This window comes from Paeniglutamicibacter kerguelensis, from assembly GCF_017876535.1.
In the GTDB taxonomy this organism is placed as follows: Bacteria; Actinomycetota; Actinomycetes; order Actinomycetales; family Micrococcaceae; genus Paeniglutamicibacter; species Paeniglutamicibacter kerguelensis.
This window is the reverse complement of sequence record NZ_JAGIOF010000001.1, coordinates 1,427,338-1,442,263: the sequence shown is the minus strand read 5'-3', so window position 1 is coordinate 1,442,263 and position 14,926 is coordinate 1,427,338. Positions and strand designations below refer to the sequence as shown.

At 66.3% G+C, this 14,926-nt stretch carries 14 protein-coding genes; 8 read left to right on the top strand and 6 right to left on the bottom strand.

The features are described from left to right. Window positions 1-771: 771 nt before the first annotated feature. A complete protein-coding gene (gene fabG / locus JOF47_RS06470) occupies window positions 772-1,497 on the bottom strand; it encodes a beta-ketoacyl-ACP reductase (protein ID WP_209996737.1) in 726 nt (241 codons plus the stop codon). 206 nt (window positions 1,498-1,703) lie between these two features. Here fabG and JOF47_RS06465 point away from each other — a divergent pair, with 206 nt between their 5' ends. The 4 genes from JOF47_RS06465 (at window position 1,704) to JOF47_RS06450 (ending at window position 3,997) form a co-directional block, all read left to right on the top strand. Next, window positions 1,704-2,222 (top strand): DUF3099 domain-containing protein, encoded by a 519-nt coding sequence (locus JOF47_RS06465; RefSeq protein ID WP_209996736.1) that lies wholly within the window; start codon window positions 1,704-1,706, stop codon window positions 2,220-2,222. Beyond that, window positions 2,219-2,509 (top strand): acetone carboxylase, encoded by a 291-nt coding sequence (locus tag JOF47_RS06460; RefSeq protein WP_209996735.1) that lies wholly within the window; start codon window positions 2,219-2,221, stop codon window positions 2,507-2,509. The genes JOF47_RS06465 and JOF47_RS06460 overlap by 4 nt, the downstream gene beginning before the upstream one ends. Window positions 2,510-2,514: 5 nt before the next feature. Then, window positions 2,515-3,444 (top strand): SURF1 family cytochrome oxidase biogenesis protein, encoded by a 930-nt coding sequence (locus tag JOF47_RS06455; protein WP_209996734.1) that lies wholly within the window; start codon window positions 2,515-2,517, stop codon window positions 3,442-3,444. A gap of 289 nt (window positions 3,445-3,733) precedes the next feature. Then, entirely contained in the window at window positions 3,734-3,997 is a 264-nt protein-coding gene (locus JOF47_RS06450; protein ID WP_209996732.1) for a hypothetical protein, read from the top strand. Window positions 3,998-4,090: 93 nt separating this feature from the next. On the opposite strand, the gene JOF47_RS06445 is transcribed toward JOF47_RS06450, so the two are convergent. The 4 genes from JOF47_RS06445 to JOF47_RS06430 all read right to left on the bottom strand — a co-directional run bounded on the left by JOF47_RS06445 (window position 4,091) and on the right by JOF47_RS06430 (window position 9,349). Next, a complete protein-coding gene (locus JOF47_RS06445; protein ID WP_209996730.1) occupies window positions 4,091-5,692 on the bottom strand; it encodes an ABC-F family ATP-binding cassette domain-containing protein in 1,602 nt (533 codons plus the stop codon). Between the two features lie 94 nt (window positions 5,693-5,786). Continuing rightward, window positions 5,787-6,959 carry a GTP pyrophosphokinase gene (locus JOF47_RS06440; protein WP_209996727.1) on the bottom strand — a complete coding sequence of 391 codons (1,173 nt, stop codon included), beginning with the start codon at window positions 6,957-6,959 and terminating at the stop codon, window positions 5,787-5,789. A 254-nt stretch (window positions 6,960-7,213) separates the two neighbouring features. After that, the gene (locus JOF47_RS06435; protein WP_209996725.1) at window positions 7,214-8,035 is read right to left on the bottom strand and encodes a DUF2637 domain-containing protein; all 822 of its coding nucleotides are present in this window, start codon (window positions 8,033-8,035) and stop codon (window positions 7,214-7,216) included. A gap of 159 nt (window positions 8,036-8,194) precedes the next feature. Then, entirely contained in the window at window positions 8,195-9,349 is a 1,155-nt protein-coding gene (locus JOF47_RS06430) for a VanZ family protein (RefSeq protein WP_209996724.1), read from the bottom strand. Window positions 9,350-9,637: 288 nt separating this feature from the next. Here JOF47_RS06430 and JOF47_RS06425 point away from each other — a divergent pair, with 288 nt between their 5' ends. The 4 genes from JOF47_RS06425 (at window position 9,638) to JOF47_RS06410 (ending at window position 14,229) form a co-directional block, all read left to right on the top strand. Continuing rightward, window positions 9,638-10,270 carry a uracil-DNA glycosylase family protein gene (locus tag JOF47_RS06425; RefSeq protein ID WP_209996723.1) on the top strand — a complete coding sequence of 211 codons (633 nt, stop codon included), beginning with the start codon at window positions 9,638-9,640 and terminating at the stop codon, window positions 10,268-10,270. Between the two features lie 71 nt (window positions 10,271-10,341). Beyond that, complete coding sequence (locus JOF47_RS06420) at window positions 10,342-11,808, top strand: DUF2079 domain-containing protein (protein WP_209996720.1); 1,467 nt, start codon at window positions 10,342-10,344, stop codon at window positions 11,806-11,808. Window positions 11,809-11,927: 119 nt separating this feature from the next. Continuing rightward, entirely contained in the window at window positions 11,928-12,797 is an 870-nt protein-coding gene (locus JOF47_RS06415; protein ID WP_209996718.1) for a phosphotransferase, read from the top strand. A 97-nt stretch (window positions 12,798-12,894) separates the two neighbouring features. Further along, window positions 12,895-14,229 carry an LssY C-terminal domain-containing protein gene (locus JOF47_RS06410; protein ID WP_209996717.1) on the top strand — a complete coding sequence of 445 codons (1,335 nt, stop codon included), beginning with the start codon at window positions 12,895-12,897 and terminating at the stop codon, window positions 14,227-14,229. 131 nt (window positions 14,230-14,360) lie between these two features. Here the strand turns inward: JOF47_RS06410 and JOF47_RS06405 are convergent, their stop codons facing one another. Continuing rightward, a complete protein-coding gene (locus JOF47_RS06405) occupies window positions 14,361-14,864 on the bottom strand; it encodes a hypothetical protein (protein WP_209996716.1) in 504 nt (167 codons plus the stop codon). Between the last annotated feature and the right edge of the window lie 62 nt (window positions 14,865-14,926).

Below are 14,926 nucleotides of genomic sequence, written 5' to 3'. Positions count from 1 at the left end.
ATTTTCCGGACTAAGTCAAAAATTTATCTAGATATAATATGGGAGCACAGATATGCACACCCTGGATTTCCGGCTGAGATCGAATTCGGAACCGGCGTGCGAAGGCGGATTTTTGCCCGCAGCGACCGCGATCCGGGCAATGTTGGCGTCCGGGGAAACGAGGGAGCGTCGACACATCTGATCGGGCGGCAACGCCCCCTGGTACTGGGCATGGCCATGCGCCCTCCCCCGATGCCTGTGCGGAACCGCCCGGGCATCGGACCGTTCTTCCCCGCTGGGGCCCATTCGCGCCCGAAAATCCTGGGAACGTCTGTGGGCCACGCTCTGGGCAGGCGGAGGCGTCGGCCCGGCATCGAGGGCAAAACGCATTCAACCCCGAATTGCTCGAGGGCGCGCAAAAATGCGCAGAGAATCTTAGCGAGGCAATACCGGAAACTATCCGGCAGGGCTGATTGGCGGCTTCAAGGCCACCCGTGCAACAACATGGAGATGTCGCGACACCCAACGGGGTTCGGACTGCGCAGAATTGCGTTCGGGGTCGCTACACGAATCGAGTCCGGTACCCCCGGAGGACCGGACGGGGCAGCCTCAAAAATCCTGCGGAATCAAGAAAATGGACGCGGGTTCCCATCCAAGGGAACCGACGGGGGCAACGGAGGACTTGGTCCATCCGTGCAACAACCCCTGGGGTCGCCGTATTCAGTATCTGGATGCTGTGGCTTCCGCGGTTGCGGCCGCGGAAGCCACAGCATCCGGCAATAAGCGAAAGCCCTAGTGGCCCATGCCCAGTCCGCCGTCAACCGGGATCACGGCGCCGGAAATGTATGCAGCCTCGTTGCTGGCAACCCAGCGGACGACGTTGGCAACTTCCTCGGGTTCGGCGAAACGGTTGGCCGGGATGGAGGCGAGGTAGCTCTTCTGCGTTGCCTCGGGCAGCTCGGCGGTCATGTCCGTGTTGATGAAGCCCGGGGCCACGACGTTGGCCGTGATGCCGCGGGAACCCAGCTCGCGGGTCAGCGAGCGGGCGATGCCCACCAAGCCGGCCTTGGAAGCTGCATAGTTGATCTGGCCCGGCGAACCGTAGAGTCCCACCACGGAGGAAATCAGCACAACGCGGCCCTTGCGCATCTTGATCATGCCCTTGGAGGCGCGCTTGATCACGCGGAAGGCACCGGTGAGGTTCGTGTCGATGACGGAGGTGAAGTCGTCCTCGCTCATGCGCATCAGCAGGGTGTCGCGGGTGACGCCGGCGTTGGCGATCAGCACCTCGACCGGTCCGTGGGCCGCCTCGACCTCGGTGAAGGCGGCATCGATGGATGCTGCATCGGTGACGTCGGCCTTCACGCCCAGCAGTCCCTCCGGGACCTCGCCGCTGCGGTAGGTGATGGCGACCTTGTCGCCGTTGGCCTCGAATGCGCGGGCGATGGCCAGGCCGATGCCGCGGTTGCCGCCGGTGACCAGAACACTGCGGGCGGGAGCGGATGGGATTTCGGACATGGATCCTCCAAAAGACGTAATCAGGGGCTTGTGATTTCTGCTGCTTCAATCCTAGCGCGCGGCGGTTCGGGGTTGTGGCCGCAGGATCCCGGTCGCATCCTCCGCGCTGGCCGATCGTTGCGGGGGATGCGCCTCGGAGCGGCACCCGATTCGTAACCCGAGACTGGTCGGTGAGACAATGACAAGGACGGATCGACGGAAGAACTATGAGCGAGCCACACTCCAGCCACCATCATCACGAGCACGGGCCCCAGGTGCATCGAATCACCGAGGCACGTGAATCCCACACCGTGGAGCAGAATTCCCGTGTGCTCAAATACACAATCTCCATGTCGGTGCGTATGCTCTGCTTCCTTGCGGCCTTCTTCACCCACGGATGGATCCAGTGGGTGTGCTTTGCCGGAGCGATCGTGCTGCCCTACGTGGCTGTGGTGATCGCCAACGGCGGTGCCGACCTGACAAAGCGCGAACCGCCCGCGGAATTTTTCGCCGGCGACGAACCCCGTTCACTCACCGCTTCGCCCGAGCCGGATTCGCAGGCGTCCCACGAGGCCGACCCCGGCCGATGGACCGCGGAAACCGAACCTGACCACTACCCCCAGGATGCGCCCGTCACGATCGACGGGTCGTTTGTCGACGAGCCGGAAGCCGGCGCGGCAACTTCAGCACAAGACGGCCCGGATCCAGAGGGCGCCGGCGAACCGAAAACCGAGGACGGCAAATGAACCTGCTCGACAGCCTTTCCGGCTCCGGCACTCCCCCGGAACCCGCCGGGCCGGCCAAATGCTCCCGCAAGGGCTGCCGCAATGACGCGAGCATCCAATTGCTGTGGAACAACCCGAAGATCCATGCCCCGGAACGCCGCAAGATCTGGCTGGCCTGCGCCGAGCACGCCGACTGGCTGGAAAACTACCTTTCCGAACGCCTGCTGTTCAAGCAGCGCCTGCCGCTTGCCACCCAAATAGGCCAGGCACCGGCACAGCCCGACGGCACCACTTCCAAGGAGAACTAACTAGCGTGTATCGATTCCTGGCCAGCACCCGCTGGATCGGCTGGCTCCTGCTCGTCTGCCTTGTCGCCGTCGCCTTCGCGTTCTTGGGCAACTGGCAGATGGACAGGCGCGAACAAGCGCTGACCGAGATCTCCCATGTGCAACGCAACTTCGACGCGGCCCCCATTCCCTTCGCCCAGGCCAAGCCGCTCTTTGGACAGCTTCCCGCCGACGGCAAGTGGACACCGGTCACACTGGAGGGCAGCTACCTCACCGAGGACCAGACGATCGTGCGCAACCGGATCTCCGGGTCCCGCCCCGGCTACGAGGTGCTGGTCCCGTTCCGGACCACCGACGGCACCACAGTCATCGTCAACCGCGGTTTCCTGCCCATCGGCAACGAGAACGCCGGGCAGCCGGACAGCATCCCCGCTCCCCCGGCCGGCACCGTGAAGGTCCAGGTGCGCCTGAAAGCGAGCGAGCCGAAGCTGGACCGCGGCGCCCCCGAAGGGCAGCTGGCCTCGATCGACCTGCCGGCCTACGCGGCCAAGCTCGACTACCCGATCGCCACCGGCAGCTACGGCCTGATGTTCCTGGAGGCCCCGGCCCCGGCCACCGCACCGACCCAGCTGCAGCGCCCCGAGGAGGACGAGGGACCGCACCTGTCCTATTCGTTCCAGTGGTTCGCCTTCGGCGTGCTGGTCTTCATCGGCTTCGGCTACGCCGCCAAGCAGCAGGCCCGCATCAACCGCGAGGACCGCGAGGAGGCCGCCGAGGCAGCGCTGCGCGGCGAGGGACCCGTGCTGCACCAGGCGCACAGGATGCGCAAGCGCCCGAAGAAGCTGGTGCGCCGCGACGGAACCCCCACCGACGAGGCAGAAGAGGACGCGTACCTCGACGAGCTCGAACGCCGGGCATCGCAGCACGGGCACGCCGGGCGCCCCGACGCCGGCTGATCCGGCACCCGGTTATATCGACGCCGTCACGACGACAAAGCGGCCCTGTCCATCCTGAATTTCTTTCTGGATGGACAGGGCCGCTTTTCGCTTGCCGTCGAGCGGGAACGCAGCGTCGGCGGGCGCGGCGCCCGGCAGCCGACTGACCGGCGACCGGCGGGGTGTCGCCTTTTCGGGCGGCCCGCTTCGGGCCGGAAGCGGGCCTGGAAATCTTGTTTGGGCGACGAACGGCCCGTAGCGTGATGAACAGTGGCCCGCGGACCGCCGGCCCCCGGAGAGAGGACACACCATGCCAACCGTGATTGCCCGCCACGATGTCAAGGACATGGAACATTGGCTTGCCTCGCGGAAGCGCGCAGAGCTCTTCGGCCCACTGGGCATCACCAACGTCCGCACCTTCGTGGACCCGTTGAACCCGACGCAAGTCGCCGTGGAGATGGACGTTCCCGATATGGACACCCTCTTGATTGCGATGCAATCCGAAGCGTTTGCCGAGGCCATGGCCCACGACGGGGTGCTGCGCGAGACGTTGGTGCTCCTCGTCGAGGTGTAGTTTCCATCCCCGGCAAGCCGGCCGAACCCTGGACGTTAAGCGCGTGGGGGGCTGCACCATGTTGGTGCAGCCCCCCACGCGTCCACCCAGGCCCTAGGCCAGGGTGACCAGCTCAAGGTAGGAATCGTTCCAGAGGTCCTCGTCGCCGTCCGGCAGGAGCACCACGCGGTCGGGATTCAGTGCGGACACCGCTCCTTCATCGTGCGAGACCATGACCACGGCGCCGGAGAAGTTCGACAGCGCGGAGAGGATCTCGGCGCGCGAGGCCGGGTCCAGGTTGTTGGTGGGCTCATCGAGCAGCAGCACGTTGGCGCTGGATGCCACGATGGTCGCCAACGCCAGACGGGTCTTCTCGCCGCCGGACAGCACGCCGGCCGGCTTGTCGACGTCGTCGCCGCTGAACATGAACGAACCGAGGATGCCGCGCACTTCCTTGTCGCCCATGTGGCTCGGGGCCGCCGAGCGCATGTTCTCAAGCACCGAACGGTCGACGTCCAGGGTGTCGTGCTCCTGGGCGAAGTAGCCGATCTTCAGGCCGTGGCCCGGGACCAGGTCGCCGGTGTCCGGGGTGGACACGCCAGCGAGCATGCGCAGCAGGGTGGTCTTGCCCGCGCCGTTCAGGCCCAGGATGACAACCTTGGAACCCCGGTCGATCGCCAGCGAGACGTCGGTGAAGATCTCCAGCGAACCGTAGGACTTGGACAGGCCCTCCGCCATGAGCGGGGTCTTGCCGCAGGGGGCCGGATCCGGGAAGCGCAGGTTCGCGACGCGGTCGGCGACGCGGACGTCGTCCAGGCCGCCCATCAGGCGGTCCACGCGTTTGAGCATGGACTGTGCCGCGGAGGCGCCGGAGGCGCGGGCCTTCATCTTGTTGGCCTGGGCCAGCAGGGTGGTTGCCTTCTTCTCCGTGTTGGCGCGCTCGCGCTTGCGGGCACGCTCGTCGGTCTCGCGCTGCTGCAGGTAGCGCTTCCAACCCAGGTTGTAGACGTCCATGGTGGCGCGGTTGGCGTCAAGGTGGATGACCTTGTTGACGGTGGCCTCAAGCAGCGAGGTGTCGTGCGAGATGACCAGCAGCCCGCCCTGGTGGTTGGCGAGGAAGCCGCGCAGCCAGGTGATCGAGTCGGCGTCGAGGTGGTTGGTGGGCTCATCGAGCAGCAGCGTCTCGGCGTCCGCATACAGGATGCGGGCAAGCTCGACGCGGCGGCGCTGACCACCGGAAAGCGTGGAAAGCGGCTGGTTGAGCAGGCGCTCGGGCAAGGACAGGTTGTTGGAGATCGCGGCGGCCTCGGACTCGGCGGCGTAGCCGCCGCCGGCGATGAACTCGGCCTCGATGCGGTCGTACTGGCGCATCGCCTTGGCCGCGACGGCCGGGTCCTCGGAGGACATGTCGTCCTGGCACTTCTTGAGCTTGCCGACGATGATGTCCAGGCCACGGGCCGAAAGGATGCGGTCGCGGGCCAGCTGCTCCATGTTGGGCGTGCGAGGATCCTGCGGCAGGTAGCCGATGGTTCCGGAGGTGGTGACTGAGCCACCTGCTGGCAGCGATTCGCCGGCCAGCACGCGCGTCATGGTGGTCTTGCCAGCACCATTTCGCCCGACGAGGCCGATCTTATCGCCCTTGTCGATGCGGAACGAGACGCCCTCCATGAGAAGGCGTGCGCCGGCGCGCAGCTCCAAATCGGCAACGGAAATCACGGTGACCCTTTCGGTGGAGTTTTAGGAGCCCTGATGGGCAACCTATCCAGTCTACCGGGGTCGGGGCGCGGTTCCGGCTACGATGCGGTGAAGCTCACTCCGGCGTCTCGTCCTGGCCCTTTCGGGGCGCGTCCCCCGGTTCCCCGGCGGGGGCGGTTTTGGGTGCCGACTTGGGGGCAAGCTTGTGCCGGTAGGCGTCCATCTGGGCCAGCCGGCGGCGCAGCGAGTCGGCCCGGTGGGCGTCTCCGCCGCTGGTCGCCTTGATGTGCTCGGCGCCGAAGTGCCAGAGCAACACGTCGTCGAGCAAACGGTCCGGGCCCGGGGAGTACCGGTGGTCGAGGGCCGCACGCACCGAGGTGATCACCCCGGGCTGCAACAGCTCGGCGAACTGCCGGGTGCTGCTCAGCCCGTGCGCCGCGACAAGCTCCGCCGCCCAGCCCCAGTCGTCGTCCGACTTCCTGTCCACGTGGGGCAGCAGCGTGCGCCAGATGAACTGGATGCGCGCGGCCGAAAGCGGCACGGCACCCTCGCCCTCGGCGTCCCAGAACCCGGTCACCGTTTCAAAGCGTTCGTGGAGTTCGGAGAACTGGTCCTCGGCGGCCTCCAGCATGGCGGCGGTGGCGGTGAACTGCCTGTCGATGTGCGGGCTCCAGGCGCGCGGCTCGGCGTTCTTGAAGCGGATGTCGTGCTCGATCTCGCTCCACGCGTGGGACAGGATGGTGCGGATCTGCACCTCGAACACGAAGTTGCCGGTGATCTTGATGTCCCCGCCGAGCACCGCCTGGAAGTCGCGGACGACCTCCTCGCCGCGGGTCTTGAGGATCAGGTGGCGGCTGGAGTAGCCGTAGGTTCCCGATTCGACGGATCCGATGTCCTTTTCGCGGTCCGATCGGCAGTCGAAGTCCGAGCGCCGGCGCTTGATCAGGTTCGCGGCGTCGCGGATTTCATAGGGCAGCTTCACGATCACGCGCACCCCGACCAGGTCGTGGATTTCACGCAGCGGGCTGGGGAACTCCAGCGCCGGTGCGCCGCCGTCCTCCTCGGCAGCAAGCATGCGCGAGGCCTTGTCGCGGAACGACTCGACGCCCTTGACCCGGCTGACCACAAAAAGCGGCGAGGTTTCCGTCTCCTCGAAGAGCGAGGAAATGCGGGAGCGCATGGCCTCGGCGACGTGTTCGAGCATCGGGCGGGCCTTGGCGTAGCGTTCGACGCTGGCCGCGACCTCTTCGCGCAATGAATCATCGAGGGTTTCCCAGGGGGTGCCCACACGTGCCTCCTACATACAACTGCTCTTGGGGAATCAGTTTCCCACCCTATCAACTGCCGATTTGCCGTGCCGGGTTCCGCCGCACGCCGCAAACCTGACAATCCGCAGGGAATCCCCCCGGAATACAAAACCCCGCCGTGCCCCGGAAGCGATACGGGGTGCGGCGGGGCGTCGTGGTGCGGACTCAGGCAGCGGATTCACGGTGCGGCGGGAAATCCGCCGCGGCCGGATGATACCAGTGCTGGTTCCTGGTGTTAGTTCTTGCTGTCGATCGACTGGGCAACCTCGTCGTACAACGGGGATGCGCCGTTCTTGGCCGGGGTCAGGACCTGGACCTTGCCATTCTTCGCGCCCTGGCTGTTGTTCTTGGCCGGGGCGCCGTTGGAGTTGGCCGGGATCACGGCGGGCGGCGTGCCGGGCTTCGTCGAGGCCTGCGCCGCGGCCTTGGAGCCCTCGAGCTTGCCCTCGACGCGGGCCCGTGCAACGTCGTCGGCGGCCTTCTGGCGGGCAGCTTCCAGGCGTTCGGCCTCCGCGGCCTGCGCGTCGGCCATCGCGGCCTGGAATCCATCGTCGTAGGCCAGCCCGTACTTCTCCGATTCGGCGGCTTCCTCGTCGTACTCGGCCGCCGCGCGCAGCTCCGCCGCCTCGGCCTTCTTCTGGTACATGTGGACCGTCAGGTGGGTGATGGCCAGCAGGACCACCGGCGGCATGGCCGCGACCAGCGCCGAAACCACCGGAGGGATGTCCGATTGCTGGGCGCTGACGGTGAGGATCGCGTGCACGGAGTTCGCCGCGGTGGAGACGATCGCACCGAAGAAGAGCAGCGACCACGGGTAGATCATGGCGCGGCGGCTGTGGCCGTTCAGCGCTACGATCGCCACGGTGGAGGCGACGATCATGCCGTCGACGATGATCGGCCAGATCCAGGCGAGGTTGGCGTTGATGCCCGAGCGCCCGGCCAGGTCCGTCAACGCGTCGAAGGACAGCACGAAGGCGCCCACAGCGATCAGGACCGTTGCCGCTACGGCGGTGCGCAGGACCGCCTTGTGCGGCTCGTTCGGGATCTTCTCATTCATCGTTTAATTGCCTCAATCTTCGTCGGTTTTTCGCGGTGCAGGTGTGGTCTGGACCTTCGTGCAAGTGACACGCCCCCATGGCAAACCAGCCTCAATCCTACGTGGACAGCGTGCCCACAGGGCAAAACGCACGATTTGCAGGTCGTTCCCGGGCCGACCTCAGGCGGCCCATTCGCGGTTCCGGCCGGCGGCCCGGCCGCTGGCCGGAACCGCGCGCCGGTCGGCAAAGTGCAGGCCGGTGATGCGGGCGGAGAAGCCGCGGCCGGAGGCATCTAGGAGGACCACCAGCAGGCAGGCGGCCCCCAGCAGGAAGGCGGTGGCGCGCAGCCCGAGCCCGGCTCCGGTGTCCCCCGCCAGCTCGGCGGCGCCGAGCAGCAGCGTGAACCCGCCGCCGCCGAGCAAGGTGCGCAGCGCCTGGCTGCCGATCCCGGCCGGGTAGCCCGACTCGTCCGCGGCGAAGATCCAGGTGCAGCGCTGGCCCAGCGAGGCGCGCCCCGGCGCCAGCGCCGGCAGGATGATTACCAGAAGCGGGGGAAGCAGCGCGGCCGCAACGTCAAGCACGTTGGTGTCCAGCGGCTTCCCGGCCACGTTGTTCACCAGGGCGCCGCCGGTGCCCAGGATGAACGCGAACACGGCCACCAGCGCCAGGTCGAAGACCATGCCCAGCATGCGCCGAGTGCGGGTCACCGGGCGCGGCCTGTGGTATTCCCGGGCCGCCACCCGCTCGTTCGGGCCCGAGATCCAGGCGAACACCGGCAGGTAGGCCAGCAGGGCGCCGATCGCCGCGCCGGAGGTGTTGGCGATGACGTCGTCGATGTCCGTCACCCGGTAGGCGCAGTCGTAGATCCCGAAGACGCCCGTGTACTGGGTGGTCTCGATCAGCACCGAGGCCAGCCCGCCCAGCAGCACCGCGCCGATGAAGCCGACGCGCGCCCAGCGCACGGCCAGCACGCCCAGCGGCAGGAACAGCACCACGTTCAACGCAACCTGGAGCAACAGCGCATCATGGAGGATCGCCCCCGGCGAATCCAGCAGCGCCTCCTTGAGCTGCGGCAGGAAGGCGAAGGGCATCTTCTGCACCCCGCCCATTCCCGGGATGTCACAAAAGTCCCCGCGGGTGGGCGGCAACGGAAGCATCGTGTAGCTCAGGAGGCCGAACAGGTAGAGGATCACCGTGACGCTGGCCAGGGACCGGCGCCAGGACAGGCGGCCGTGCCGGTGGTACTGCATGGCTAGGAGAAACACCCCGGCGGCGGCCGTGAAGAGCGTGGCAAAAAGGATGGCGATCCAGCCGGGCCAAAGCATCGTGTTCATCGGACAAAACTACCGAACATGGCCGCGCAAACGGCATTTTGTGCCGATCATCACCCCGCATTGGCCGACGCCACGTGTGCCAAATTCCGCCCTCAGCGGCTATTGTTGAAAGTGGACCTTCCTCCCGTTCTTCCCGTGGCATTCCAGCCACCGGATCACACCAGGTCCCACCCCTCCAAACCACTTAAGTAGCATCGGCGTGTTCGCGACGCGCGGGAACCGTATTCCCGCGCGCCCAAACCTCCCCCATGCCCCCTCGTTCGACCCCAGCAGGAGAAGCGCACCTCAATGACAGCAATTGCCCCGGACCACGTCGAGAACTCCCTCATGGAACGCCGTTACGAAGAGCAGATCGAACCAGTCAACCGCCTTCTGGACGAGACTCGCTTGCTGCGACCCACCTCCTCGGTTTCCTACGTGGACCCGGTGCACAACATCGAGGAAGCACGCATCATTTCGCTGTACTCGAACATCGGCGTCGCCAACGAAAACGGCTTCATCGATGCCGGCTCGCAGGAGGCCGCGACCCGTATGCTGGGCATGCAGTGGCAGCTGGGCCTGCGCCCCGAGTACATCCTGCCGTGGAACGTTTCCCCGTGGCACACCCCGGGCGAGCCGAACGGCAAGTTCCAGCCGCCGGAGATCACCTCGGGCCTCAAGCCGCTGCTGCGCCTGCTCAAGGTCGTCCCGCGCGCCTCGGTCTTGATCGCCCACGGCACCGAGGCACACCGCCTCTCCGAGCAGCTGCTCAAGACCCAGAACCCGCTGCTCTGGCGCCGCGGTTTCAAGACCTACAAGGTCAAGTCCCTGGACGGCCGCGCGTTCGCCGGTTCCCCGGAGCGCCAGCAGGCACACCTCGAAGAGATCTACGCGGCCTACGCCGACGCCATGGCCCGCACCGGCCTGTCCTCGGCCAAGTAGCCGCACTTCCGTGACCAGCCGCACACCAAGGTGCGGCAAGCCGCGCCTGACGACTGGATAAACTCGAGGTTATGCCTACCAAGACCCCCGCGAAAATGACTCGCCCGCAGAAACTCCATCTCGGGCTGGCCATGGCTCTCGCGGGGGTCTTGTACGTCGCCCACGCGTTCCTGAAGTTCAAGAACTACGAGTCCCGCGGCTACGACCTTGGCATCTTCGACCAGGCCGTGCGGCAATATGCGCTGTTCAAGCCGCCGATCGTCCCGATCAAGGGCGTGGACTTCAACCTGCTGGGCGACCACTTCCACCCGATCCTGGCCCTGCTGGCCCCGCTGTACTGGATCTGGGACGACCCGCGCATGCTCGGCATCGCTCTGGCGGCCCTGCTGGTCTCCACCGCGATCCCGGTCTACCTGTTCACCCGCCCGCGCTTCGGGCACCTCGGCGCGCTGCTCACCGCCTGCGCCCTGCTGCTGTGGTGGCCGTTCCAGTCGATCGTCAACTGGGAGTTCCACGAGGTCGCGTTCGGCGTGCCGATCATGGCGTGGATCATCTGGGCGTTCGACCGCGGCCGCTACTGGCTGGTCGTCGGGCTGGCCAGCTCCCTGCTGCTGGTGCGCGAGGACATGGGCATCACCATGGTCGCCGTCGGCATCGTGCTGCTCTTCCACAAACAGTGGGCCAAGGCGGGGCTGACCATGGCCATCGGCCTGGCCGGGTACGTGGTTGTCACCAGCTACCTGATCCCGCTCTTCTCCCCCGCGGGAGCCTTCACCTACTGGCAGTACACCGCCCTGGGCGCCAGCGCGGGCGCCGCGATCGTCTTCCTGGCCACCCACCCCTTCCAGTCCATCGGCATCCTCTTCAACCACCAGCTCAAGCTGCTGCTCTGGCTGCTGAGCTTCCTGCCGCTGGCGCTGCTGCCGCTGGCCTCCCCGTACGTGATCCTCGGGGCGCCGCTGCTGCTCAGCCGACTGTTCAACGACCGGCTTAACACCTGGGCCCCGGTCTACCAGTACGACGCGATCATGGCCCCGATCCTCATCCTCTCCGCCGTGCATGTGCTGGGCAAGCTGATCGACCGCTACGGCTGGACCAGGATCAAGGTCATCGCCCCGGCCTACCTGCTGGCCTTTGCGCTGGTCGGCACGCTCTTCTTCCACTCGATCTTCCCGCTGGGCCGCACGCTCACCGGCGCCAACTGGAGCACCAGCGAACTGGTCGCCGCCAAGGAACGCGCCGTGGAGATGATTCCCGACGGCGTCTGCGTCGAATCGGCCGACACCCTGGTCCCGCACCTGACCGACCGCACCTACGTGGGCATGATGGGCGACATCGGCACCGACTTGTCCAGCTGGATGATCATCGACTTCAACGAACAGGAAATGGGCGGCTGGGATCCGTTGCTGCCCCCGCAGGCGCTGCGCCGCGCCGAGGCGCTGGGGTTCAAGCAGGTCGCCCCGATCGACCACGGCATCATGGTGCTGCACCGCGACATCCCGGTGGACCCCGTCTGCTCGGACTACCTCAAGCGCTAGGTTCCGCGAGCGGTGGATTCCTGCCGGTCGGTGGTGGTCCACGCGAATGGCTCCGGGCAGAACCGCCCAAGCCACAAGGATCAACGCCTCGATTCAAGTCACCGGGTAAAGTTTCCCGAATGACTTCTTGGCATCGGGAACATCTCGCCGAATCGCAGTCCGCACTCCTCGATACTTGGTTGCCTGACGCGCAGCTGGGTGCTGACCTGAGCTGGGGTTTGGCGCTGACAACCGTGTTGGACGTATCCGCGGGAGCTGGACGCTTCATCGTCAAGGCCGGGTCCGGCGACAACCACCACGTTTCCCGCGAGATAGCGGCCCACCGGACGGCCACCGGTGTACTGGCCGACACTGGCCACGCCTCGCGAATGGTCCACTGCGACAACGAGGCAAACATCCTCGTCACCACGTACCTGCCCGGGCAGCTGGTACAGGGCACTTCGGCGGAAGCCGATCCCGACACATACCTGCAGGCAGGTCGCCTGCTGGGAAGGTTTCACCGGCAGCACGTGCGGATCGATGATGCCGTCGATGCCCGGGCGACATGCAAGGCACTGGCCTGGTTGGACGGCGAGCACCGGATTGACCACGGCACCGCCACCCTGCTGCGGGAAACACTCCGCTCCCATCTTCCGGTTTCGGTGCCCGTTGTGCCGACGCACGGCGATTGGCAGCCACGTAACTGGCTCTTCAACGCAAACGACCAGAACAGGCCTGGAACCGTGCGCATCATCGACTTCGGACGATTCGAACACCGCCCGGCGATGAGTGATTTCTGCCGTCTCGCCGCCCAACAGTGGCAAGACAACCCGGAACTGGAGGCCGCGTTCTTCGACGGATACGGCGCAGATCCCCGCGACCGAGAACTGTGGAGGATCATTCAAATCCGTGAAGCAATTGGAACTGCGGCGTGGGCATACAAGATCGGCGACGAAACGTTCGAGCGGCAAGGTCACCGCATGATCGCTGCCGCACTCGCTCTTCCCTAGTCAGTTCCGAAGCGCACCGCAGGTGATCCTCGGGTGCTCACGAAGCGCCTCGGAAAGTAAGCTCTAACCAGTTGGATGCGACGGAACGGAGTGGTCAATGGCCAAAAGGGCGAAAAAGCGGACCATCACCGACAGCGCACTGGACCATGTCTTCTTTGTCCTGGGCGGCACCGCAACGGTGTGGCTCGCCTTCCTCCTGGTCGGCGAGAGTTTCCACCTGGGCTGGGGCCAGCTCTGGTTTCCCCTGGTCTTCTGGGCGTTCGTCGCCTACCTGCTGTTGCCGCGCCTGCACCGGATCCTGACGGCGATCTACGTCCCCGGCTACTTCATCGGCCGCGCCCGGACCAGCGACGGGCTGCTGGGCGACCCCGTGAACCTCGCCCTGCTGGGCTCCGAAAGCCAAGTCCATGCGGCCATGGGCTCCGCGGGCTGGACCATGGCCGACGACCTGACGTTCTCCAGCGGCCGGCGCATCGCGGAGTCGACGATCCTGCGCCGCAGCTACCCGGGGGCGCCGGTCAGCCCGCTGTATCTTTTTGGCCGGCAGCAGGACTTCGCCTACCAGCAGGAGGTGGACAACACCCCCGGCCAGCGGCACCATGTGCGCTTCTGGCGCTGCCCCGAGGGGTGGATGCTGCCCGGCGGCCGCACCGTCGCCTGGCTTGCTACCGGGACTTACGACCGCAGCGTGGGATTCTCGCTGTTCACCCTGCAGATCACGCACAAGATCGAACGGAACACCGACGTCGAGCGGGACCACATCGTCCGCAGCGTGTCCGCGGCCGAACCCCTGGTGTCGGTCGGCGTGATCAAGGACTTCTCCACGGGTTACCACTCGCGCAACGGAGGCGGGGACTCGATTTCCACGGACGGGGACCTGCCGATCATCGATGTCCGGCGGATCCCCGCCACATCCGGCCTTCCGGGCCCGTCGTCGCACGCCGGCGCGGCGATTTCCGCCCCCACTGTGGTCGGCGGCCTCCTGGTCGTGGCCAGGGCTGTGGTCGCCCTGCTTCTGGTCCCGAAGCTGCTGGGCGCCTCCACGCAGTTCGCCCACGTGACGATCGACGGGGCGCCCGCGGAACCATCAGTCACCACGGCCGCGCTGGCCGTCATTGCCGCCGTCGTCCTGTTGTTCGGCGTCGGCGAACTGGTCATGGCGTGGGGCATCCTTGCCGGCAGGAACTGGGCGCGCGTCGCTGCCATGTGGCTCAGCGCCGTGTCGATCGTCATCCAGGCGATCGATGTCTCCACTGGCGTCACGAGGATCACCCTGGAGGCTGGCCTAGTCGGGCTGGCCTGCGACGTGCTGATCCTGCTGGCCCTCTCCAGCGGACGCGCCGGGAACTACGCACGAAGCACCTCCCGGCGCACCCAAACCCGGCAGCCGCCTCGAGCGGTGCAAGATCCGAGGCGTGCCGGCGGCCTGTGATTCGGCCCTTGTTCCGGGCCAGACGCTTGCCATCGACCGAAAACCTATTGGTGAGTGGTAGCCCATGAGGGGAAGGCCCCGCTCCACCGCAACGCTGTGCGCCCGCCCCGGCCATCCACCGCGGCATTTCACTATGGGATGTTCATCGGCCCCGAAATGCCGGCACGCTCCATGAGATTGGCGGCACGACGACCCGCGAGCATGCCGAACAGGAGCACCAACGCGATGCCGCCACTGACCACCAGGCCCATGGCCATGCCGCCGTGCGACGGCACATCGTCTTCATAGCCGACAACGTGCGCGATCCCGAAGCCCATGACCGCGGCCGGGTAAAAGACACCGATTCCGATGAGTCCGTGCGCGCCAAGGACGGAGGTCACGGCGCTGAGCCGCGACCCACGAACCACAAAGAGCACGCCGGCGCCCCACACGGCGTAGATGGCAAGCGCCAGCGCGTTGCCCGCATTGGATCCGGCCTGGAATGCCGCGTAGGACTGCCACACATTCAGACCTGTACCCACCGGGGCAACCAAATATACCGAAACGAATCCGGCCAACCACGTGGCTGCACCGACACCCAACGCGACCGTGTGGGTTCGGGAACGCGCTGGCAGGACGGCACTCAATTTTTTCATGGGTCCCATCCTGCCAGTTCACGACGCAACATCCGGCCACGCGGGTGGCACGCCGGCGAAAT